This is a genomic window from Ralstonia insidiosa (genome assembly GCF_008801405.1).
GTDB lineage: Bacteria > Pseudomonadota > Gammaproteobacteria > Burkholderiales > Burkholderiaceae > Ralstonia > Ralstonia insidiosa.
The window spans coordinates 369,254-389,637 of record NZ_VZPV01000003.1 but is presented as its reverse complement, the minus strand read 5'-3'; the positions used below and the strand labels follow the sequence as shown (position 1 = coordinate 389,637).

The following is a 20,384-nucleotide window of genomic DNA, read 5'->3' as shown; positions in this document are numbered from 1 at the left end:
TTCAGGTTACGGGAGCGGGGTTGAACAGCGCGAGCGCATTATGCAAGCCAAGCTTGTCTGCGCAGACCTGCTTGCGGCCGCTGGCCACGTCGAGGATCAGGTGGAATAGCTCCCAGCCGATGTCGGCAATGCTGGCTTCACCCGTGGCGATGCGGCCTGCATCGAGGTCAATCAGGTCATGCCAGCGCTCAGACAGCGCCTTGCGCGTCGACACCTTGATGACGGGCGCCATGGCCAGGCCGTACGGCGTGCCGCGTCCGGTGGTGAACGCCTGCAGGTTCATGCCCGAGGCGAGCTGCAGCGTGCCGCACACAAAGTCGCTGGCCGGCGTGGCCGCAAAGATCAGGCCCTTGCGGCGTACTTTCTCGCCGGGGCCGAGTACGTCGACGATGGGCGTGCTGCCGGACTTGACGATCGAGCCCAGCGCCTTTTCCACCACGTTGGACAGGCCGCCCTTCTTGTTGCCCGGCGACGGGTTGGCGCTGCGATCGGTCTGGCCGCCGCTCAGGTAGTCGTCGTACCACGCCATTTCGCGCAGCAATGCGCGGCCGACGTCTTCGTTGATGGCGCGCGGCGTGAGCAGGTGGATGGCGTCCCGCACTTCGGTCACTTCCGAGAACATCACCGTACCGCCCGCGCGCACGATCAAGTCTGCCGCAAAGCCAACGGCCGGGTTGGCCGTCACACCGGAAAACGCATCGCTGCCACCGCATTGCACGCCCACCACCAGATCGGAGGCGGGACAGGTTTCGCGCCGGCGCTTGTTGAGGTGTTCCAGTCGGCGTTCTGCCATCTCCATGATGGCATCGGTCATGCCGATGAAGCCGTCGAATGCTTCGTCCTGCAGGCGCAGCACGGGGGAGTCTGCCGTGCCAGCAACCTCGGTGGGAATGCGCCCGCCGGGGGCGAGCTTTTCCGGCACGAGGCGCTCGGGCACGAGCTTCTCGCAGCCCAGGCCGATCACCATGATCTCGCCGCCAAAGTTCGGGTTGAGGGCAAGGTTTTGCAGCGTGCGGATCGGCACGATGGCTGTCGGCGCGTTGATGGCCACGCCGCAGCCGTACACATGGTTGAGCGCAACTACGTCATCGACGTTCGGGTAGCGCGGCAACAGTTCACGCTTGATGCGGCCGACCACGTAGTCCGTCACACCGGCCACGCACTGCACGCTGGTCATGATGCCGAGCACGTTCTTCGTGCCGACCGTGCCGTCTGCGTTCCGGTAACCCTCGAAGGTGTAGCCCTCGAGTTTTGCCAGTTTTGGATCGGGGCGTGCGGCCAGGGGCAGTTCATCGAGCGCCGGCGCGGACGGTAGTTTCACCGCATGCTCGTTGATCCAGCTGCCGCGCGGCAGCGGCTTGACGGCATAGCCGATGACCTCGCCGTAGCGGATGACGGCATCGCCTTCTGCAAGGTCGGCCAATGCCACCTTATGCCCTTGCGGTACGCCTTCGACCAGCACGGTGCCATCGGCCAGCGCTGTCCCTGCCGGCAAGCCGCGCGCGTTGACGACGATGGCGACGTTGTCACCGTCATGCACGCGGATCGTCAGCGCTTTCTCGGTTTCAGTGCCAGCCTCGGTGGCCAGCGTGGATTCGGACATCACAAGCTCCGGAATTGGGTGGTGCAACTCAAGCGGTCTCGCGGGTCAGCGCCCCAGGCTCGGGCGCTTGGGGTCATACGTCCAGCCTGGCACGAGGTATTGCATGGCCATCGCGTCGTCGCGTGCGCCTGGGCCCAGAGTCTTGTACAGCGCATGGGCCGCCATGACGCGGTCCATGTCGATCTCGATGCCCAGACCCGGGCGGTCCGGCACGGCCACGTGACCGCCCTCAATGCGCAGCGGCTCGCGTGTCAGGCGCTCTTCGGCTTCCTGCCAGATCCAGTGGGTATCGATGGCGGTGATGTTGCCCGGTGCGGCGGCGGCCACATGCGTGAACATCGCCAGCGAGACATCGAAATGGTTATTGGAATGCGAGCCCCACGTGAGGCCCCATTCATCACACAGTTGCGCAACGCGCACGGACCCCTGCATGGTCCAGAAGTGCGGATCAGCCAGTGGAATATCCACGGCGTGCAGCGGGATCGCGTGACCCATCTGGCGCCAGTCGGTGGCGATCATGTTGGTGGCGGTCGGGATGCCGGTGGCGCGCTTGAACTCGGCCATGATCTCGCGCCCCGAGTAGCCGGCTTCCGGGCCGCAGGGGTCTTCGGCATAGGCCAGCAGGTGGCCCTGTCCTTTGCACAGTGCGATGGCATCGTTCAGCGACCAGGCACCGTTCGGGTCCAGCGTGACACGTGCGTGTGGGAAGCGCGCCTTGATGGCGGCAATCGCCTCCATCTCTTCCGCGCCGCGCATCACACCGCCCTTGAGCTTGAAGTCAGCAAAGCCATAGCGCTCGGTGGCAGCTTCCGCCAGGCGGGCGATGGCCTCAGGGGTCATGGCGGCTTCGTGGCGCAAACGCAGCCAATCATCCGCACCGTTTTTCCCGTCCAGATACGGCAGATCCGTCTTGCGGCGGTCGCCCACGTAGAACAGGTAAGCAAGCATCGGGGCCGAGTCGCGCTGCTGTCCGGCGCCCAGCAGTTCCGCTACAGGCTCTTCCAGAAACTGGCCAAGCAGGTCCAGCAGCGCGGCTTCCACTGCCGTGATGACGTTGTCCATGCGCAGGTTGATCTCGTGCGGCTGCCGCAGCACAGCGGCTTCCGAGGCGGACGTCACCTGATGCACCGTTGCCTGATGTGCAGCGTTGCCACCGCCTGCCAGCGCGCGACGAATGCTGTTCAGCACGCCGTTGGTGCGGCCGATGGATTGCCCGACCACCAGCGGAATCACGCGCTCCAGCGCCTGGCGGATGCCCTCCCCGCCCGGCACCTCGCCCACGCCGGTGCGCCCGGCGTTGTCCTTCAGGATGACGAGGTTGCGGGTGAAGAATGGGGCATGCGCGCCACACAGGTTCAACAGCATGCTGTCTCGCCCTGCAACGGGAATCACCTGCATCTCCGTCACACGCGGCGTCTGCGTTGCAGCCGTGCGTGCGCCGGATTCGATCGATTGCAACGTCATAACGGCGTCTCCTGTCGGCTTACAGCGGCTTGAGTTCGACGCGTTTGATCTCGCCCACCATGACCAGGTAGCAGAGGATGGCCACGGCAGCATGGATACCCACGTACACCAACGCCCCGTTGAAAGAGCCCGTGGTATTGACGATGTAGCCGATGGCGATGGGTGTCGTGATGCTCGACAGGTTGCCGAAGGTATTCATCAGCGCGCCCGACAGCCCGGCAATCTGCTTGGGTGCTGTGTCGGAGTTGACGGCCCAGCCCAGCGCGCCCAGACCCTTGCCGAAGAACGACAGCGCCATCACCGCCACCACGATGGTCTGTGCATCGACGTAGTTGCAGATCACCATGCTCATCGAGAGCAGCATGCCCAGCACGATCGGCACCTTGCGCGCCACCGACAGCGATGCCCCCTTGCGCAGCAGCGCATCGGAAATGATCCCGCCCAGAATGCCGCCCAGGAAGCCGCACACCGCCGGAATCGACGCCACAAAGCCCGCCTTCAGGATCGACATGCCACGCGCCTGCACCAGGTACACCGGAAACCACGTGATGAAGAAGTACGTGAGCGCGTTGATGCAGTACTGCGCGATATACACACCCATCAGCATGCGGTTGCCAAGCAGTTGCTTGACGTAGCCGAGGTTCGGCCCTTCGGTCTTGGCCACGCCGGCGCGGTCCATGTTGACCAAACCACCGCCGGCTTCGATGTAGTCGATCTCGGCGCGGTTGATGCCGGGGTGGTCCTTCGGGTCGTGCACGAAGGTCTTCCACACGATCGCCATGGCAATGCCGATCACGCCCATCACGACAAACACGTGATGCCAGCCGAACTCGTGCACCAGCCATGCCATCAACGGGGCAAACACCACCGTGGCCGCGTACTGCGCCGAATTGAAGATGGCGGATGCCGTGCCCCGTTCATTGGCCGGGAACCATGCCGCGACGATGCGGCTGTTGGCTGGGAAGGACGGCGCCTCTGCTGCCCCCACCAGAAAGCGCAGGCAGAACACCATGGTGATGGCCGCCGCGCCCGTAAAGAAGCCGACCGCGCCCTGCGCCAGGGTGAACAGCGACCACAGCAGGATGCTGAACGTGTACACGCGCTTGGAACCGAAACGGTCGAGCAGCCAGCCGCCGGGGATTTGCGCAATCACATAGGCCCAGCCGAAGGCCGAGAAGATGTAGCCGAGCGACACAGCATCGATGCCGAGCTCCTTCTGCATGGCTGAGCCAGCAATGGAGATGGTCGCGCGATCGGCGTAGTTGATGGTCGTCACGATGAACAGCATCGCGAGGATCACAAAGCGCATGCGGGTCATGCGTTCTGTGCGCGGCACGCTCTGCGCTCCCACAGCTGGGGCTTTGATATCCATGGTCTCCTCCATCGTCCGGCGCCAGATGCGCCGGGGTTGAAGCTGCCGGGTCCTGTGCGGCCCGGCTTTTTATTTGCTTGCTGACTGCTTGGTTACTGCCACTGTCCGTCGACCAGACGGCGCAGCTTGAGCGGGTTCGCGTCTTGCAGCGCCTGCGGCAGCAGTTCTGCCGGCAGGTCCTGGTAGCACACCGGACGCAAGAAGCGCTCGATGGCTGCTGTGCCGACCGAGGTCGTGCGCGAATCCGTCGTGGCGGGCCACGGGCCGCCGTGCACCATGGCTTGGCACACCTCAACGCCGGTCGGCCAGCCATTGGCCAGGATGCGGCCCGCCTTGCGCTCCAGGATCGGCAGCAGCGAACGGGCGATCGCCGTATCGCCAGCATCCAGATGCAGCGTGGCGGTCAACTGGCCTTCCAGCGATTCAGCCAGCGCACACAGCTCTTCCGCATCGCGGCAACGTACGACCAGACCGGTCGCGCCGAAGACCTCGTCGTGCAGCGTCGGTTGTGCCTGGAAGCTCTTGGCATCCGTGGTGTAGAAGCCGGCCTGCCCGCGGTTGGGCTGGTCGCTGCCTTGCCCGCGTGCGACGCAACGCACGTTGGCCTCGCCGGCCAGCTTATCGACACCGCGCGTGTACGCAGCGTGAATACCGGCGGTGAGCATCGGTTGTGCAGCGGCCCCGGCCATGGCGGTAGCGGCAGCCGCTTCAAACGCGTCGAGGTCCGGCCCATCAATGGCCAGCAGCAAGCCCGGGTTCGTACAGAACTGGCCAGCGCCCATCGTGAGGGACGCCACGTACTGCTGCCCCAGCGCAGCGGCACGCTTGGCCAGCGCGTCCGGTAGCAGGAAGACGGGGTTGATGGCACTCAGTTCGCCATACACGGGAATCGGTTGCGGACGTGCCTGCGCAATGCGCAGCAGTGCCTGACCACCCGCGCGCGAACCGGTAAAGCCCACCGCCTGGATGCGCGGATCGGCCACCAGGGCACCTGCCACATCGTTGTCGGCCAGGATGAGCGAGAACACGCCTTCCGGCAGGCCGCACTGGGCAACCGCAGCCTGAATGGCGCGGCCCACCAGCTCGGACGTCCCCGGATGCGCCGGGTGTGCCTTCACGACGACCGGGCAACCGGCTGCCAGCGCCGATGCGGTATCACCGCCCGCCACCGAAAACGCCAGCGGGAAGTTGCTCGCGCCAAACACGGCCACCGGGCCCAGCGCGATACGGCGCAGGCGCAGGTCGGAACGCGGTAGCGGCTTACGTTCGGGTAGTGCCGAATCGAGGCGTGCGCCCACGGCATCGCCGGCTCGTACCACGTTTGCAAACAGGCGGAGTTGGCCGCAGGTGCGGCCGCGCTCGCCTTCCAGACGGGCACGCGGCAGTGCGGATTCGGCCATAGCACGCTCGATCAGCGCATCGCCCAGCGCTTCGATCTGGCTGGCGATGGCTTCGAGGAAGGCGGCGCGCGCTTCCGGCGCAGTCTCGCGGTAAACGTCAAAAGCCGCGGCGGCCAGTTCAGCGGCACGCGCGGCATCGGCCTTGGAGGCCAGGGTGAATTCGGGTTCGAGCCATTCCCCGGTGGCGGGGTTCATGGCGCGAACCGTGCCGGCACCGCCCGCAACGCGGGCAGCACCCAGCAGCAGTTCGCCGCTCAGAGTCATGTTGGGTTCCTTCGGAAGCGTTGTTCAGGTTGCGCTCGGGCAACCAATTCAAGCAGCCAGTTTTTCGACTTCGGCCACACGCGACACCAGAGCCGACAGTTCGGCCAGTTCTGCGTCCGTCAGGTCCGTCAGCGGCGCACGCACCGGGCCCGCGCTGCGGCCAACCACCTTCATGCCGGCCTTGACGATCGACACTGCGTAGCCACGCTTGCGATTGCGCAGCTGGATGTATGGCAGCACGAAGTCGTTGAGCATCTTGTAGACCTTGGCGTTGTCGTACGCACGCACGGCAGCGTAGAACTCCAGGGCGAACTTCGGCACGAAGTTGAAGATGGCCGACGAATACGTCGTCACGCCCATCGTCAGGTACGGCAGCGCGAAAGTCTCGGCGGTGGGCAGGCCACCGATGTACGTGAAGCGGTCGCCCAGGCGGGCATAGATGCGCGTCATCAGTTCCAGATCGCCCACGCCGTCCTTGAAGCCGACGAGGTTCGGGCAGCGGTCTGCCAGGCGCTCGAGGTGATCGGCGTCGAGGATCTGGTTGGCGCGGTTGTAGATGATCACGCCCAGCTTGGTCGACTTGCAAACCTGCTCCACGTGCGCGGCTACGCCATCGGCGGAAGCTTCGGTCAAGTACGGGGGCAGCAGCAGGATGCCGTCTGCGCCGGCGGCTTCCGCGGCCTTGCAGTACTCGATCGATTCAGCGGTGCCACGGCCTGCCGGGGCGATCACCGGAATCTTGCCGCCCGTCTCGGCCACGGCAGCGCGCACGACGCGGTCCGTTTCCGTAGCGGTGAGCGAGAAGAACTCACCCGTACCCCCTGCGGCAAACAGGCCGGCAGCCTCGTGGCTGAACAGCCAAGCCAGGTTCTTGCGGTAGGCCTCTTCGTCAAACGACAGGTCGGACGCCTTGAAGTGCGTAACCGGGAAGGACAGCAGACCGGAGCCGATCTGTTGGGCAAATTCTTTAGGGGTATATCGGGACATGTCTCGCTCTGCATGGAGACCACCGCGGGGCAGTGGTCACGTGTTGTTGGTGAGCGGATTCTTGCATCGGGAACGATTCAAGTCCAAAACAACTTCTGACTCGATTGATACACGGTTTGTATTGATACAGGGTGTTCCCTTGGTCGCCGGGCCGGATGCTGCAAATGCACATGAAGCGACCGCCACCTGGCGCCCAGACACACTATCGCGCCATGCAGGAAGGTGTTTGTGCCGCATGGTGGGCGCTGTCCGGGGACTGCCGAGCGGGCCAATTCTTGCGCTGCGCATCATTCCAATTCAAGATAGTCATGAACGTCAATCCATACCTGTCTTGAATCAATGTTCGAGCTGAGCCAACTCCGTTGTTTTGTCGCCGTGGCCGAAGCATTGCACTTCGGGCGTGCCGCTGAGCGCCTGCACATGACGCAGCCGCCGCTGTCGCGCCAGGTGCGTTTGCTGGAGCACCAAGTGGGCACTGAACTGCTTGAGCGCAACAGCCGCTCCGTCAGATTGACCGCTGCCGGGCGCAGCTTTTTGCCGGATGCCGCGCGCATCCTGCGGCTGGCCGATGAGGCGGCGGCCACGGCACGGCGCGTTGCCACGGGTGCCGCCGGTTCATTGGCGATCGGCTTTACGGCAACGGTCGGCTATGGGCAGTTGCCCGCATTGGTGAGTGCCGTGCGAGCGGCGTCCCCTGGGGTGCGGTTGACGTTGAAGGAGATGGTGAGCGGCGCACAGCTCGCTGCGCTCGATGCGCGCGAGATTGACGTTGGCCTGTTGCGCCCGCCCGTGGAACATGGCGAACTGATCGCCGTGCCGTGCTCGCAAGAGCCGCTCGTACTGGCGCTGCCCGAAGCGGTGGCCGACACCTGGCCGCAGCGCCCCAGCCTGCGCGATTGCGAGGGCAAACCGCTGCTCATGTATTCGCCTTATGAGGCGCGCTACTTCCACCAGTTGGTGAGTGTTCTGCTCGAACGTGCCGAGGTGTTGCCCGACATCGTCGAGTACGTCAGCCAGATTCACTCAATGCTGGCACTGGTGCGCGCGGGGATTGGCGTGGCGCTGATTCCCGCTGCGGCATCGATGTTGCATTTTGAAGGCGTGGTCTACCGCCCCGTGCGCACCACCCCCGCGAAGCCGGTGGAGCTATGGCTGGCCTATCGTAAGGACAACGACAACCCAGCGTTTCAGGTCTTGAAAGACACGTTGCGCCAGTCACTCACGAGTGGCCGCTGATGGCGTCAGAGGACAGCACGGGCGCCCAGCAGCGCGCCGGCCATATTCAGCACCACACCCATCCCATTGATAAGAATGGCGGCCACCCAGGCAACCGCTGACCGATAGGCCTGCGTCGGCCCGCGACGCAGATGGGCGAGCACGCCACCGGCGCCGAGCACCAGCACGAAGCACAGCATCGCCGCGCGGTACGCCGTATCGAACCCGGCATGCCCCGACCACAGCGTCAGCGCATACAGCGCGAACACGCCGGTGGCGGCAACGAGGTTGGTGGGCGCCAGCGGCTTGCTACCCGCCAGCGCCAGACCGGCGCTCAGCGCGTTGAAGCCCAGCGCGATACACAGGTACGCAATTTGCAGCAGCACAATCCGCATGGCCGTTCACAGGTTCAGCGCGTTGCGGATCAGGCGGCGCTGCAAGCGGTGGCGCAACCCGGGGCGTCCGAGCACAAGCTCATTCAGCCGTATTGGTGCCTTGGTCAAACAGCGGTAGCCATTGGCGGTGACGAGTACGGTATCGGAGTGACGGTATCCGCCCTCGCCCGCCAGGTAGATGCCGGGCTCGATGGAGATCACCATGTTCTCCTGCAGCACGTGTTCACTGCCTTCGGCAATCCACGGTGGTTCGTGATTGCCCAGGCCGAAGCCGTGTCCGCAGCGGTGCAATCGCACGCTGTCGCCGGCATAGCCGCAACCGGCCAGGAAGCGGTTGACCTGCCAGTCCAGCTCTGCGCAGTGCATGCCAGGCCGCACGAGTGAGAACGCCCGCTCGCGCGCTGCCTCCAGCAGGTGAAACAGTTCGCGCGCACGTGGGTCCGGGCGTGTGGTGAAGAACGTGCGCTCGCTCTCCGCCGCGTAGCCGTTGACGCGGGTCAGCACCATTGCCACATGTGGGCCTTCACCCAGCGTCATGTCCAGGCGCGGAATGGCGTGCGGCTCCGCGCTCAGCGGCGCCGGCCACGCCCCGCAGATGACGCGCGTGGCGACCGGGTCCCAATCGGGGGTCTCGCGGATGATCTTGCGCGAGAGCGCCTGCCCCGGCGTAAACGTTTCGGCCACCAGCGCACCCTCCGAGGCATTGCGCAGGATCTGCCGGACGCCCCAGTCCGCATAGTGTGCGGCGCGCTCGATGGCGGCAATCTCCCAGGCAGATTTGATGATGCGGATGCCTTCCATCAGCTCGTGCGGCTCGCCACCGGCATCCAGCAACACCCGCGCCATTGACATCGGCAGGCTGGGTTCAAACGCGAAACCCGGTTGCAACAGCCCTTTTCCAAGCAATGCGTCATGCCAGGTCTCTCCGGCCGGTGCCGGGTACTCGCGATAGGTCGAGACACGGTCTTGCGCGCCCCACGCCTTGCCCAGGTGGTCGAGTTCAAGCGCCGGCACCACCAGTTGCCGCCCGCCATCTGCATCAAGGATCAGGAAGAACGGCCGCTCCAGCGCATCGAAGGTGGCGCCGGTCAGGTAGAACAGGTTGTCAGTGTCGGTCAGCACCAGTTGCCGCAGGCCCGCCGCGCGCATGGCAGCACACACCGCATCGGCACGCCTCTGGAATTCCTGGCCCTGCTCAGGGGTAAACGCTGCTTTCATGGCGATCCTGCATCAGTTCAAAATTAAAACGTACCGAATGGTACACATGCAATCCGATCAGGACAACTAGGGAATCTCGCAGATATAAAAACCACGGCTTAGTCGCATGATGTACGTTGCACAGAGTCATTCAAAGGGCTCTTACGCACATGACGTACCAATTGGTACGCATTAAAGAGAAGCCAGAGAACAGAACCAGGAGGAAGACAGCGATGGGAATTGCAGGCGGCATCCGCGCGGCCGGCGTGATTGGCCTTTCCGTGATGGGCTCGGCGTATGCCCAGTCCAACGTCACGCTGTACGGCACGGTTGAGAATGCCTTGTCCTACACCACGCACGTCAACGCGGCGGGCGACAGCCTGTCGGGCATGTCGGCGGGCATTCTCACCACCAGCCGCTGGGGCATGCGCGGCCGGGAAGACCTTGGGCAAGGCTGGGGCGCCGTTTTCGACCTGGAGCAAGGGTTTTCTCCGGCCAACGGTGCCACGCAGCAACAGGCCTGGTCGCGCGAATCGTGGGTCGGGCTGGAAGGGCCGTATGGCCGCGTGACGCTGGGCCGGACCTACGCCCCCATTCTGGAAGCCGCCTATATGGCCGACCCGCTGCGCGAAGGTACCGGCACGGCTTCGGTGGTGGCGCTCGGGCAGTTGAGTGTGCTGGCGCCCGGCAACGGCTACCGGCTCGACAAGACGATCCGGTACACCACGCCGGCATCATGGGGGCCAATCTCGGGCAGCATGCTCTACGCGTTCGGCTCTCCGGGGAGCAATGTGCAGAAGAGCGACTTCGGTGCGCACCTCATGTACGGCTCGCCTTCGCTCACGCTGGTGGCCGGCTACAACCGCGAAGACAACCCGTGGGATGCCTCAGGCTCGATGATCAACGCCGTGGCAGCCGGCACACCGCGCCCGCCCATCGCCAGCCCTGCCTATCTGAACGACTGGAAGCGCGAGACCTGGATGCTCGGCGCCAACTACACCATCGACAAGCTCAACCTCTACGCCGGCTACTCGCACGACAGCGATCGCCCCTCTTCCGGCACCGCGCGGCGCGCCTACACCACGCACCTGTACTGGGCCGGCGCAGCCTACTGGCTGACCAGCAATGCGGACGTGCGCGTCGGCTTCTACAAGCTGCGGGTGGAAGACACCAACATCCACCCGTATCTGGTGGGCGCGCAGCTCGACTATTACCTGTCGAAGAACGTGGATGTGTATCTGCTTGGCGCGTTTGTCCATAACCAGGGCGGCGCGGGCACGAGCTATCCGGTGGTGGCGTTTGGTACGTCGGCGGCCGCGTCCGCCTATGGCGCCAATACGCTGGCGCAGTCGCTCGGCACCACCAGCAGCGTCACGCCGGGCACGAATCAGTTTCAGGCGGCGGTGGGCGTGCGTTACCGCTTCTAACCCCGGAGGCACACGACATGACAACCCTTCGCCACAACCTGGTCGGCGCGGCCGTCGGCAACTTCTTCGAATGGCTCGACTTCACCCTGTACGGCTACTTTGCGCTGGCCATTGCGCGCAACTTCTTTCCAGCAGGCAACGAGGTGCTTTCTACGCTGGCCGCCGTCACCGCGTTCGCCGCCGGCTTTGTCGTGCGTCCGTTCGGCGCCTGGTGCATCGGTCGCTACGCTGACCGGCGCGGTCGCAAGGCGGCGATGGTGGCAACCGTCCTGCTGATGGGCGCAGGCACGCTGCTGATTGCGATCGCCCCGCCCTATCAGACCGCCGGGTTTCTGGGGACCGCCATGGTGGTCATCGGCAGGTTGTTGTCCGGTTTTGCCGCTTCGGGCGAAAGCGGGGCCGCTGGCGCGCTGGTGATCGAGTCCTGCCCGCCACACCGGCGCGGCTGGTATGGCGCCGTGTTCAGTGCCTCCACCTACCTGGCGCTGGCAGCCGGGTCCGGATTGGCCCTGCTGGTGTTCGGCACACTGGGCGTGGAACGCACGCTGGACTGGGGCTGGCGCATCGGTTTTGTCGTGGGACTGTGCGTGATTCCAGTGGGGGCCTACCTGCGCCGGCATATGAACGAAAGCCTGCACCCCGGCGCCATGCAAGCCAGCGGCACGGAGGCACGCACGCTGCCCGCCCGTACGCTGGCCGCGCAGATCATCATGGTGTCGGCATTGACGGGTTTCGGCTCGGCGGTGGTCTACCTGGCCATTGTCTTCATGCCGGCATTTGCCACACAGGCGCTCAAGATCGGGCAGACCACCGGGGCCATCGGGTCAACGCTGGCGGCGCTCGCCATCATTGCCGGTTCGCTCATCGGCGGGCCCTGGTCGGACCGGCGTGGGCGCAGCGGCATCATGTTGTTCGGCATTGTGCTGGCGCTGGGCATCGGCACACCGCTCTATGAGCACCTGCTCGCCAGCCCCACGCCCGGGGCGCTGTTTGCTTTTCAGGGCGCCTGTGCGTTTGGGTTCGGCCTGTTCCTGGGCGGCAGCTTTCCGTTCTTTGCAGAGCGTTTTCCACCGGGACAGCGGGCGCTGGGCATTGGCCTTGGCTACAACATCGGTGTGATGCTGTTTGGCGCGGCGTCTCCCGTGGTGTCCACCTATGCGCTCTCGCAAGGCATCGTCCGGGCGCCGCTCTACTACCTGCTGGCAGCGGCAGTGGTGTCGGTGGTGGCCATCCTTTGCATGCGCAAGCCGCCGGTGTGGCAGCGCCCATTGATCGCGTAGACTGGCGGGCAGTCCAAGCATCGAGCTGTATCCCATGGCCACCACCGCAGCACCGCGCAAAAAGCGCACCGAAACACCGTTTACACCCAGCGAATCCGCCGTCAAGTCACTGGATGCGGCGGTGCGCTATGTGCTCGACAACGGTATCGGCGACATGTCGTTGCGGCGCGTGGCCGAGGCCATCGGCACGAGCCACCGCATGCTGATCTACCACTTCGGCTCCGCCGACGAGTTCTGGGAGATCGTGCTGCGCGAGATCCGCCACCGCGAGCAGCTCGCGCGCGTGCGCGTCCAGAACGACATCGCCGACCCCGTGGCCGCCATTGAAGCCGCGTGGGAGCGCTACGCGTCAGACGCCTACCTGCCCATCATCCGGCTGCTGTTTGAGCTGTACGCACGTGCCATTCGCGAGCCCGAGCGCTTTCATGATTTTCTCGGCGATGTGGTGGACAGCTGGCTAGCGCCCGTTGCCGCGCTGTTTGAAGCCCAGCTTGGCTTAGCGCCTGCAGAAGCCCGCGCCCGTGCCCGTATTCAGGTGGCGACGATGCGCGGCCTGCTGCTCGACCTCGTGACCACGGGCGATCGCAAAGGCACCACTGCCGCATTGAAGCGCTTTGCGCGGATGATCACCGCGCCCTGAGCGCTCAGGCCGTCAGCGGAAAGTTGGCATCGAAGGTCGATGCCACGTCCAGCCTTTGCCTGAGCAGGCCCGACTTCAGATAGAAATCCGCTGTGCGCTGCTGCTCGGCAATGAGTTGCGCGTCAATCGGCCGCCACACCGTCTGGCGCCGCGCGAACTGCAGCCGCGCCGCCTCGGGCGCAATGCCGATGATGCGCGCCAGCGTGGCCGAATAGCTGTCGACATGCTGGTAAGACCAGACCTGTGCACGCACCACACGCTGCAGGAAATCGCGCAGAACATCGTGCTTGGCAGCCAATGCTGCGTCCGTGGCGGCCAGGTAGCTCAGGCCCGACCACAGCCCGCGCCCGCTCACCAGCACGCGCGCATGCCCGGCGGTTTCGGCCATCGCCGTATAGGGTTCCCATGTCGACCATGCATCAATGGAGCCGTTGACCAGGGCGAGCTTGGCATCGGCCGGCGGCAGAAAGCGGAAGTTGGCATCCTGGGGCCCGAGCCCAGCAGACTCCAGCGCCTTGAGTGCCACCAGATGCCCAATCGAACCCCGGTTGGTGCCGATGGCTTTGCCCTTCAGGTCCGCCGCCGTCTTCAGCGGGGAATCCAGACGCACCAGCACTGCCGTGCCGTAGGGGTCGGACCGGTTCGCGCCGATCAGCTTGATACGTGTGCCGGCTGCCAGCGCGAAGATGGCTGGCGCATCGCCAATCGGCCCCAGATCCACCGCGCCCGCGTTGAGTGCCTCGGCCAGCGGCGCCGCAGCGGGAAACTCTGTCCACTGAATGTCGTAAGGCACGCCTTTGAGCGCGTCTGCTGCCTCCAGGAGCGCACGTAGCCCGCCCTTCTGGTCGCCGGCCTTGAGCACGGGGCGTGCCTGTGCAAAGGACAAGGCCGGCGCAGCCGCCAGCATCAGCGCAGATTGTGCAAAACGTCGTCGAGAGATCGTCATGGTGGTCAATGGATGAAGCCGCCCTTCACATAGCGCACCGGCTCGGTGTCCATGCGGGCGATAAGGGTGTCGAGCCCCGCGGCGCGCGGCGTTTCAGAGGCGCGTGAGGCGGAGGTGCAAAGAAAATCGGCGTCGGACCAGGTGGTTCCCGGTTCGCCACGTGCACGCAGCCAGCCATTGCGATCCGCCAGCAGTTGCGTGCCCGAGAACGTTTGTGGCGTGGTGCCGGCAAGCGCAGCAAAGATGGGCCAGGCATCGCGGCCCGACACCACGCAGCGCGCTCGCATGGGCAGTGTGGGAGACGGCAGCGTGCCGTCCGGCGTAACAAGCAGGGTCTGGAAGCGCGGGTCTTCAAAGGGCACCTGCTCTGCCGAGCCAGCATCGATGGCGACGACGCGCACGCGCTGCCTATCACGCCAGGCATTGAGCGGTTCGAGGGCGGCATCGCCGCAACGCACGGACAACGCTGGCAGCGCCACCGGCAACGGCCAGCCCCCCGCGCGCACGCCACCGCTGGCGGCCAGCACTTTCATGTAGTCGAGCACCGCCCAGATGTCGTTGTCGCTCAGCCGGTTGGCGAAGGCGGGCATGGTGGCCACGCCTTGCGCGTCCCGCATGCCGTGCGCGATGTGCCAGAACAGTTCGCCATCCGCATGGCGGCCAAGCAGCGGGCCGACAACGGTGGGCGGCCAGCGCGTGAGCGTGGCGGCCAGCGGGCCCTCGCCGCGGCCATCTGCGCCGTGGCAGCTTGCGCAGGCTGCGTTGTACACACGGCCCCCGTTGGCAATGGAGGCCAGGGAGAACGCAGTCGGGCTCGCATGAAAGCTGGTCGGCACGGCGGAGGACAGCACCACCGCCGACGGCCACGGCGCCACCACCAGCAAGCCCGCCGCCACACCCAGCGCCACCGCACGCCAACGACGCACCAGTATCGCCACCAGCACCGCCAGCACCGTCAACGCCACCGCGATGAGCGTGATGCCCAGTTGCCTTGCCTGCCCGAGATCGATCAGCAGCGTTTCACCGGCAATGCGTGTTCCCCAGGGCCATGCTGCCTGGCCGTGCACATCTCTCGTCAGGCCCAGCGTGTGCAACAACGTCAGCAAACCTTGCTGCGCCCATTGCAGGAAGCCGAGCAACGTATTGAGCCAGGCCGTCGGTGGAGGGCCGCTCATGACTGCACTTTCATCGTGGAATGTCCTGCGCGCGCCCTACCAGGTCTGGCCCAGGCCAAGGTGGCCAAGCGCCTCGTGCCGCAGGGCATTCAGGCGTGGGTCACCGCGATGGCGTGGATAAGGCAGGTCGACCGTCAACTCCGCTGCAATGCGCGCCGGGCGCGGGCTGAAGATGATCACGCGCTGGGCCAGGAACAATGCCTCTTCCACATCGTGCGTGACCAGCACCGTAGAGAAACGCGCACGCTGCCACAACGCCACCAGTTCACTCTGCATGGCCAGCCGCGTGAGGGAATCAAGCTTGCCCAGCGGTTCGTCCAGCACCAGCAGTTGCGGATCGTTGACCAGCGCACGCGCCAGCGCCACACGCTGCGCCATGCCGCCCGACAGCTCGTGCGGGAACGCGCGATGAAAGCCCTTGAGGCCGACACGCTCCAGCGCATCGTCTACGCGGTCGCGCTCCGCCTTGAGCACGCCGCGCGCCTGCAGGCCGAGAGCGACGTTGTCCCACACGCGGCGCCACGGATACAGCGTTGGGTCTTGAAACACGACAACGCGCGACGGATTGGGCTCGGTGATGGGCGCATCGTCCTGCAGAATGCGGCCGCGCGTGGGCGCTTCCAGCCCGGCAATCAGGCGCAGCAAGGTGGATTTCCCGCAGCCGCTGGGGCCTAGCAGTGCGACGAACTCGCCGGGCTGTATGGCCAGGTCAACGTTGTCGAGCACCTGCAGCGGGTTGGCGCGGCTGCCAAACCAGTGGCTCACGCCCTGCACGTCAATGCGCGCGCCCGTGGTGGCAGGCGTGACGGGTGCGGCCGCGTCAACCGGCGCTTCGCGTTCAAGCACGGCTACCATTTCAGCGTCCCCTTCTGCCAGACCAGCGCGCGGTCACGCACCTTGAACAGCAGCGTGATGATGCTGGAGAACAGTAGCGCCATCACGATCAGCGCCGCATACATGTTCACGTAGGAGGCCCAGCCCTGGGCCCACGTCAGATACCACCCGAGGCCCGATTTCACGCCCATCATCTCGGCCGTCACCAGCACCGTAAACGATGCGCCCAGCCCCATGAACAACCCGACGAATACCTGCGGCAATGCAGCCGGAATTGCCACACGCAGCACCAGGAAGGCGTTGGAGGCACCGAGCGTACGGGCCACGTCGTAGTAGCTCTTGTTCACGCCAGCCACACCGGACCACGTGAGCACCGCCACCGGAAAGCCCGACGCCAGCGCAATCAGAAAGGCCGCCGCCGAATAGCTCGACGGGAAGAAGTAGAAGGTGATCGGCAGCAGCGCCGTGGCGGGCAACGGGCCCAGAATGCGCAGCACCGGATGCACCCAGTACCCCACGGCACGCGACCAGCCGATCGACACGCCCACCAGGAAGCCCGTCAGCGCGCCAAAGAAGTAGCCCAGCCCCAGCAGCTTGAGCGTGTTGATGACGCTGCCGCCCAGGCGCGCCCAGTCTTCGGTGTAGACCTCGATCAACGCCTGCGGCGGCGCAAAGAACGGCGTCGGCAGGAAACCAGACTTGGCTGTTAGCACTTCCCATGCGCCCAGCACGACCGGCACGGCAATGAGCCACGGCCCAAGAGGCAGTAGCGTTTCCTGCACGGCACGCAGGGGTGCCACGTACGCACCCACCAGCGCCAGAATGAACAGCGCAACGCCCACCAGCAATGCCGCGATACCGAGTTCTGCTGTGAAGGCCCAATCGCTGAAGCCGATCACATGGTTGGGCCAGCGCCACGTCAGCAACCCGAAGGCGGCCCACGCCAGCCCGGCCACCGTGCCAGAGCGCCATACGCGCGCATTGGTAATCGCGCCGCCAAAGGGGTTGGACAGCGCGGCAGGCGCCTCCAGCGTTTGTGGGGCGGTAGTCGTAGTCATGTCGATGCTCTCCTCATGTCGCGTGCCCTACGCCAGCACGTTCACGTAGACGTGCTGCGCCAGGCGCTGCGGGTCGGTCGTCTTCTTGATGACGCCGATGCGGCGGAAGTCCTCCGCATAGAAGGCGATCTCGTCGCGCAGGTCGACACCCGTCGGGTGGTGCGTATAGGTGAGCGTGGCGTAGAGCTTGCGCAGATCGTCCACTGCCACCTTGGGCGAATACTTGGCAAACACCTTGGCGGCTTCGTTCGGGTTCTCGTTGACGAAGTCCGTCGCCTGCACAATGGCGCGTGCCAGGCCGGAGGCGGCCTGGCGGTCATTGCGCACGAGTTCGCCACGCGCGCCGATCACGCAGCAGACTTTGCGCGCGTACTCGCCAGTGAGGTTGGTCGCCAGTTCCACATAGGCGCCGTTGGTGCGCTTTTCCAGCAGGTAGAGGTTCGGGTCGCCGTCGGCAATGGCCTGGATCTCGCCCTTGTCCACCGCCACGCCCAGCAGGTCGGCCGGGTACTGGCGCCAGGTGATGTCGCGGTCGGGGTCGATACCGTGCTTGGCCAGCAGGATGGTGAAGAAGTGTTTGCCCGGCGCGGCCAGATCACTCACGCCCACCGTCTTGCCCTTGAGTGCGGCCAGATTGGTCACGCCCGCCGCTTTGGAGCCCACCAGCCGTACGCAGCCACCATGCGAACTGCCGATGATCTTCACATCAAAGCCGGCCTCCAGTGGCTTGAGCCAACGGTGGATCATCCCCACCGCGGCATCGGCTTTGCCGGTGGCGATGGATTCGAGCAGTTGGTCGGTCGATCCGCTGTAGTTGATCAGGTCGACCTGTAGACCGTTCTTCTCGAAAAAACCGCGCTCCTGCGCCACCACGATGGGCGTCAGGCAGAACGAATTCTGGTTCCACGCAAACGTCAGCTTGCGCTGCTGCGAATAGGCCTTGCGACCCAGGATCAGGGCCGGTGCGGCCAGCGCCGTGGCAGCCGCCGCGTGCAGTACCTTGCGGCGTGAGATACCCGAATTGTCTTGGCTCATGGAATGCTCCCCGTATGGTGTGCGTTGGATGTGTTCTGTGCTCTACGATCTGTTTGGTTCTGATTAAGCTCAGTCCAGCACGTCCGGCTCGGCGGCAATCAGGCCCGCGTACAGGCTCTCGAACGCATGCAGCGAGCCTTCTGGCCCACCCACCTGGCTATGCGTGTGGCGCGCGGTGGCGGCGTCAATCAGCTGCGGCGTGCCCGCCGCTTCAGCCAGAAGTTGCGTGTGCGCGGCGTTGTCCAGCGCGATGTACCACCACGCGGCGGCCTCCACGGTGGGGCCGGCGGTGAGGATGCCGTGGTTCTTCAGGATCACACCCTTGTGCGTGCCGCCGCCCGGTTTGGTCAGTGCGCGCGCAATGCGTTCGCCCTCGCTGGCGTCGACCACCATGCCGGTGAAGTCGTCAAACAGGGCATGGTCTTCATAGAACGAGCACGCATCCTGCGTGAGTGGATCGAGCGGCCGGCCCAGCGTCGACCACGCTTTGCCGTACGTCGAATGCGTATGCGCCGCCGCCACGATGTGCGGGTGCGCCTCGTGAATCGCCGCATGAATGGCGAACGCCGCCTTGTTGAGCGGCTGGTTGCCGATGACCGTCTCACCACGCGCGTTGACAAGCAGTAGGTCCGACACCTTGATGCGCGAGAAATGCACGCCCAGCGGGTTCACCCAGAAGTGGTCGAGCAGTTCTGGATCGCGTGCGGTGATATGCCCGGCCAGCCCAAGGTCAAAGCCATGCCGCGCAAAGATGCGGAAAGCTGCTGCCAGGCGCTCTTGCCGATGGCGCCGTTCTGCCTCAACGGACGTGCGCGCCGCCGGCGGATCGAACCAGAACTTCTGCTGTGGCTGCGGGTTGAGCCGGAGCGAGGTAGACGCCGGGCGCTCGATGGAGATGACTGCGCTCATGCCCGCCCCTCACGCTGCCTTGCGCTGTGCATCGCGCTGGGCCACCAGCTCACGCACACGCGGGATGAGTGTGCGGCCGTAGTCGACCACATCTTCCAGCGGATCGAAGCCGCGGATCAGGAAGGTCGTGACGCCCAGGTCGTAGTAGTCGAGCAGCGCATCGGCCACCTGCTCCGGCGTGCCGACCAGCGCGGTGGAATTGGAGCGCGCCCCGGTTTCCTTGGCGATGGCTGTCCACAAACGTTTGTCGACGCGCTCGCCCTGCTCGGCAGCGGCCAGCAGGCGACGTGCACCTTCGCTCTGCTGCGGGCCGCCACGGCTGTAGCCTTGCTCCAGGCGCAGCGCGCGGGTGCGTTCAAGAATGCGCTCGGCGCGGGCCCAGGCGGCCTCTTCCGTATCCGCCAGAATCGGCCGGAACGATACCGAGAAGCGGATGCTGCGGCCGTGCTTGGCGGCTTCTGCACGCACACGCGTGGTCAGTTCACGCACCTGGTCGAGCGACTCCCCCCACAGGGCGTATACATCGGCGTGCTTGCCCGCCACCTCTACCGCCACGTCCGACGCGCCGCCAAAGTAGATCGGCACATGCGGCTTCTGCGCGGGTTTCACCTCCGAGAAACCCTGCTCGAAACGGTAGAATTCGCCCTCGTGATCGAACGGTTTGGCCTCGGTCCAGATGCGGCGCAGGATGCTGAGGTATTCATCGGTGCGTGCGTAGCGCTGGTCGTGGTCGAGATAGTCGCCATCGCGGCGCTGCTCGCTGTCGGAGCCGCCCGAGATGAAGTGCACCCCCAGGCGCCCACCCGTGAACTGATCCAGCGTCGCAATCTGGCGTGCGGCCAGCGTCGGGTTGGTAAAGCCTGGGCGATGCGCCAGCATGAAGTGGATGCGTTCGGTCAGCGCCGCCGCATACGAGATCGTCAACGTGGCCGACGGGCCGGTCGAATGGTGCGGCACCAGAATGCGGTCGAAGCCGGCCTGCTCGTGGGCCTGCGCAAAGGCACGCACGTAGTCGCGGTCGATCACCGGTCCATTCGGATCAGGCGGATGGATTTCCGACTGCTTCTGGCTCTGGATCATGCCGATGAAATCGACGCTCATGATGGCTCGCTCCGCATATCGTTAGAAGATCGGCGAGGCTGTATTTGCTGCGCTGCACCTCGCCATGAATGCGAATGAAGTT

General features: G+C 65.2%; 18 protein-coding genes. 4 read left to right on the top strand and 14 right to left on the bottom strand.

Going from position 1 to position 20,384, the window contains the following annotated elements; all coding sequences use genetic code 11:
* Position 1: 1 nt before the first annotated feature.
* The 5 genes from garD to kdgD all read right to left on the bottom strand — a co-directional run bounded on the left by garD (position 2) and on the right by kdgD (position 7,090).
* Positions 2-1,603, bottom strand: a complete 1,602-nt coding sequence (gene garD, locus F7R11_RS23900; protein ID WP_064807226.1) for a galactarate dehydratase — start codon at positions 1,601-1,603, stop codon at positions 2-4.
* Positions 1,604-1,648: 45 nt separating this feature from the next.
* On the bottom strand, positions 1,649-3,067 hold the full coding sequence (locus F7R11_RS23895) for an enolase C-terminal domain-like protein (RefSeq protein ID WP_064807232.1): 1,419 nt from the start codon (positions 3,065-3,067) through the stop codon (positions 1,649-1,651).
* A 19-nt stretch (positions 3,068-3,086) separates the two neighbouring features.
* Positions 3,087-4,439, bottom strand: a complete 1,353-nt coding sequence (locus F7R11_RS23890; RefSeq protein ID WP_064809039.1) for an MFS transporter — start codon at positions 4,437-4,439, stop codon at positions 3,087-3,089.
* A gap of 92 nt (positions 4,440-4,531) precedes the next feature.
* Entirely contained in the window at positions 4,532-6,103 is a 1,572-nt protein-coding gene (locus F7R11_RS23885; protein ID WP_064807235.1) for an aldehyde dehydrogenase (NADP(+)), read from the bottom strand.
* 48 nt (positions 6,104-6,151) lie between these two features.
* Positions 6,152-7,090, bottom strand: a complete 939-nt coding sequence (gene kdgD, locus F7R11_RS23880; protein WP_064807237.1) for a 5-dehydro-4-deoxyglucarate dehydratase — start codon at positions 7,088-7,090, stop codon at positions 6,152-6,154.
* A gap of 339 nt (positions 7,091-7,429) precedes the next feature.
* Between kdgD and F7R11_RS23875 the strand changes: the two genes are divergently transcribed.
* Entirely contained in the window at positions 7,430-8,326 is an 897-nt protein-coding gene (locus tag F7R11_RS23875; protein WP_064807240.1) for a LysR family transcriptional regulator, read from the top strand.
* Positions 8,327-8,331: 5 nt separating this feature from the next.
* Here the strand turns inward: F7R11_RS23875 and F7R11_RS23870 are convergent, their stop codons facing one another.
* Together F7R11_RS23870 and F7R11_RS23865 are read right to left on the bottom strand one after the other, a co-directional pair.
* Positions 8,332-8,700: a hypothetical protein gene (locus tag F7R11_RS23870; protein ID WP_064807243.1), complete on the bottom strand. Its 369-nt coding sequence runs from the start codon at positions 8,698-8,700 to the stop codon at positions 8,332-8,334.
* Between the two features lie 6 nt (positions 8,701-8,706).
* The gene (locus F7R11_RS23865) at positions 8,707-9,918 is read right to left on the bottom strand and encodes a M24 family metallopeptidase (protein WP_064807245.1); all 1,212 of its coding nucleotides are present in this window, start codon (positions 9,916-9,918) and stop codon (positions 8,707-8,709) included.
* 212 nt (positions 9,919-10,130) lie between these two features.
* Here F7R11_RS23865 and F7R11_RS23860 point away from each other — a divergent pair, with 212 nt between their 5' ends.
* Genes F7R11_RS23860 through F7R11_RS23850 form a run of 3 tightly spaced genes read left to right on the top strand, consistent with a single transcriptional unit; the run spans position 10,131 to position 13,244 of the window.
* On the top strand, positions 10,131-11,324 hold the full coding sequence (locus tag F7R11_RS23860) for a porin (RefSeq protein ID WP_064807247.1): 1,194 nt from the start codon (positions 10,131-10,133) through the stop codon (positions 11,322-11,324).
* Positions 11,325-11,341: 17 nt separating this feature from the next.
* A complete protein-coding gene (locus F7R11_RS23855; protein ID WP_064807249.1) occupies positions 11,342-12,604 on the top strand; it encodes an MFS transporter in 1,263 nt (420 codons plus the stop codon).
* Between the two features lie 34 nt (positions 12,605-12,638).
* The gene (locus tag F7R11_RS23850) at positions 12,639-13,244 is read left to right on the top strand and encodes a TetR family transcriptional regulator (RefSeq protein ID WP_021197765.1); all 606 of its coding nucleotides are present in this window, start codon (positions 12,639-12,641) and stop codon (positions 13,242-13,244) included.
* 4 nt (positions 13,245-13,248) lie between these two features.
* Here F7R11_RS23850 and F7R11_RS23845 read toward each other — a convergent pair whose 3' ends face one another.
* From F7R11_RS23845 to F7R11_RS23815, 7 genes are all read right to left on the bottom strand, one after another.
* Positions 13,249-14,190: an ABC transporter substrate-binding protein gene (locus F7R11_RS23845; RefSeq protein WP_064809040.1), complete on the bottom strand. Its 942-nt coding sequence runs from the start codon at positions 14,188-14,190 to the stop codon at positions 13,249-13,251.
* Between the two features lie 5 nt (positions 14,191-14,195).
* A complete protein-coding gene (locus F7R11_RS23840) occupies positions 14,196-15,365 on the bottom strand; it encodes a c-type cytochrome (protein WP_104577715.1) in 1,170 nt (389 codons plus the stop codon).
* 36 nt (positions 15,366-15,401) lie between these two features.
* The gene (locus F7R11_RS23835; protein WP_064807253.1) at positions 15,402-16,220 is read right to left on the bottom strand and encodes an ABC transporter ATP-binding protein; all 819 of its coding nucleotides are present in this window, start codon (positions 16,218-16,220) and stop codon (positions 15,402-15,404) included.
* On the bottom strand, positions 16,214-17,257 hold the full coding sequence (locus tag F7R11_RS23830; protein ID WP_064807255.1) for an ABC transporter permease: 1,044 nt from the start codon (positions 17,255-17,257) through the stop codon (positions 16,214-16,216). The genes F7R11_RS23835 and F7R11_RS23830 overlap by 7 nt, the downstream gene beginning before the upstream one ends.
* A 27-nt stretch (positions 17,258-17,284) precedes the next feature.
* Positions 17,285-18,292 (bottom strand): ABC transporter substrate-binding protein, encoded by a 1,008-nt coding sequence (locus F7R11_RS23825; protein WP_064807257.1) that lies wholly within the window; start codon positions 18,290-18,292, stop codon positions 17,285-17,287.
* Between the two features lie 69 nt (positions 18,293-18,361).
* Positions 18,362-19,201 carry a class II aldolase/adducin family protein gene (locus tag F7R11_RS23820; RefSeq protein ID WP_064807260.1) on the bottom strand — a complete coding sequence of 280 codons (840 nt, stop codon included), beginning with the start codon at positions 19,199-19,201 and terminating at the stop codon, positions 18,362-18,364.
* A gap of 9 nt (positions 19,202-19,210) precedes the next feature.
* Positions 19,211-20,302, bottom strand: a complete 1,092-nt coding sequence (locus F7R11_RS23815) for an LLM class flavin-dependent oxidoreductase (protein ID WP_064807262.1) — start codon at positions 20,300-20,302, stop codon at positions 19,211-19,213.
* Between the last annotated feature and the right edge of the window lie 82 nt (positions 20,303-20,384).

Excerpts from the sequence above, each read along its gene's own strand:
- garD (WP_064807226.1), bottom strand. The coding sequence starts at position 1,603 with ATGTCCGAATCCACGCTGGCCACCGAGGCTGGCACTGAAACCGAGAAA.
- F7R11_RS23895 (WP_064807232.1), bottom strand. The coding sequence starts at position 3,067 with ATGACGTTGCAATCGATCGAATCCGGCGCACGCACGGCTGCAACGCAG.
- F7R11_RS23890 (WP_064809039.1), bottom strand. The coding sequence starts at position 4,439 with ATGGATATCAAAGCCCCAGCTGTGGGAGCGCAGAGCGTGCCGCGCACA.
- F7R11_RS23885 (WP_064807235.1), bottom strand. The coding sequence starts at position 6,103 with ATGACTCTGAGCGGCGAACTGCTGCTGGGTGCTGCCCGCGTTGCGGGC.
- kdgD (WP_064807237.1), bottom strand. The coding sequence starts at position 7,090 with ATGTCCCGATATACCCCTAAAGAATTTGCCCAACAGATCGGCTCCGGT.
- F7R11_RS23875 (WP_064807240.1), top strand. The coding sequence starts at position 7,430 with ATGTTCGAGCTGAGCCAACTCCGTTGTTTTGTCGCCGTGGCCGAAGCA.
- F7R11_RS23870 (WP_064807243.1), bottom strand. The coding sequence starts at position 8,700 with ATGCGGATTGTGCTGCTGCAAATTGCGTACCTGTGTATCGCGCTGGGC.
- F7R11_RS23865 (WP_064807245.1), bottom strand. The coding sequence starts at position 9,918 with ATGAAAGCAGCGTTTACCCCTGAGCAGGGCCAGGAATTCCAGAGGCGT.
- F7R11_RS23860 (WP_064807247.1), top strand. The coding sequence starts at position 10,131 with ATGGGAATTGCAGGCGGCATCCGCGCGGCCGGCGTGATTGGCCTTTCC.
- F7R11_RS23855 (WP_064807249.1), top strand. The coding sequence starts at position 11,342 with ATGACAACCCTTCGCCACAACCTGGTCGGCGCGGCCGTCGGCAACTTC.
- F7R11_RS23850 (WP_021197765.1), top strand. The coding sequence starts at position 12,639 with ATGGCCACCACCGCAGCACCGCGCAAAAAGCGCACCGAAACACCGTTT.
- F7R11_RS23845 (WP_064809040.1), bottom strand. The coding sequence starts at position 14,190 with ATGACGATCTCTCGACGACGTTTTGCACAATCTGCGCTGATGCTGGCG.
- F7R11_RS23840 (WP_104577715.1), bottom strand. The coding sequence starts at position 15,365 with ATGAGCGGCCCTCCACCGACGGCCTGGCTCAATACGTTGCTCGGCTTC.
- F7R11_RS23835 (WP_064807253.1), bottom strand. The coding sequence starts at position 16,220 with ATGGTAGCCGTGCTTGAACGCGAAGCGCCGGTTGACGCGGCCGCACCC.
- F7R11_RS23830 (WP_064807255.1), bottom strand. The coding sequence starts at position 17,257 with ATGACTACGACTACCGCCCCACAAACGCTGGAGGCGCCTGCCGCGCTG.
- F7R11_RS23825 (WP_064807257.1), bottom strand. The coding sequence starts at position 18,292 with ATGAGCCAAGACAATTCGGGTATCTCACGCCGCAAGGTACTGCACGCG.
- F7R11_RS23820 (WP_064807260.1), bottom strand. The coding sequence starts at position 19,201 with ATGAGCGCAGTCATCTCCATCGAGCGCCCGGCGTCTACCTCGCTCCGG.
- F7R11_RS23815 (WP_064807262.1), bottom strand. The coding sequence starts at position 20,302 with ATGAGCGTCGATTTCATCGGCATGATCCAGAGCCAGAAGCAGTCGGAA.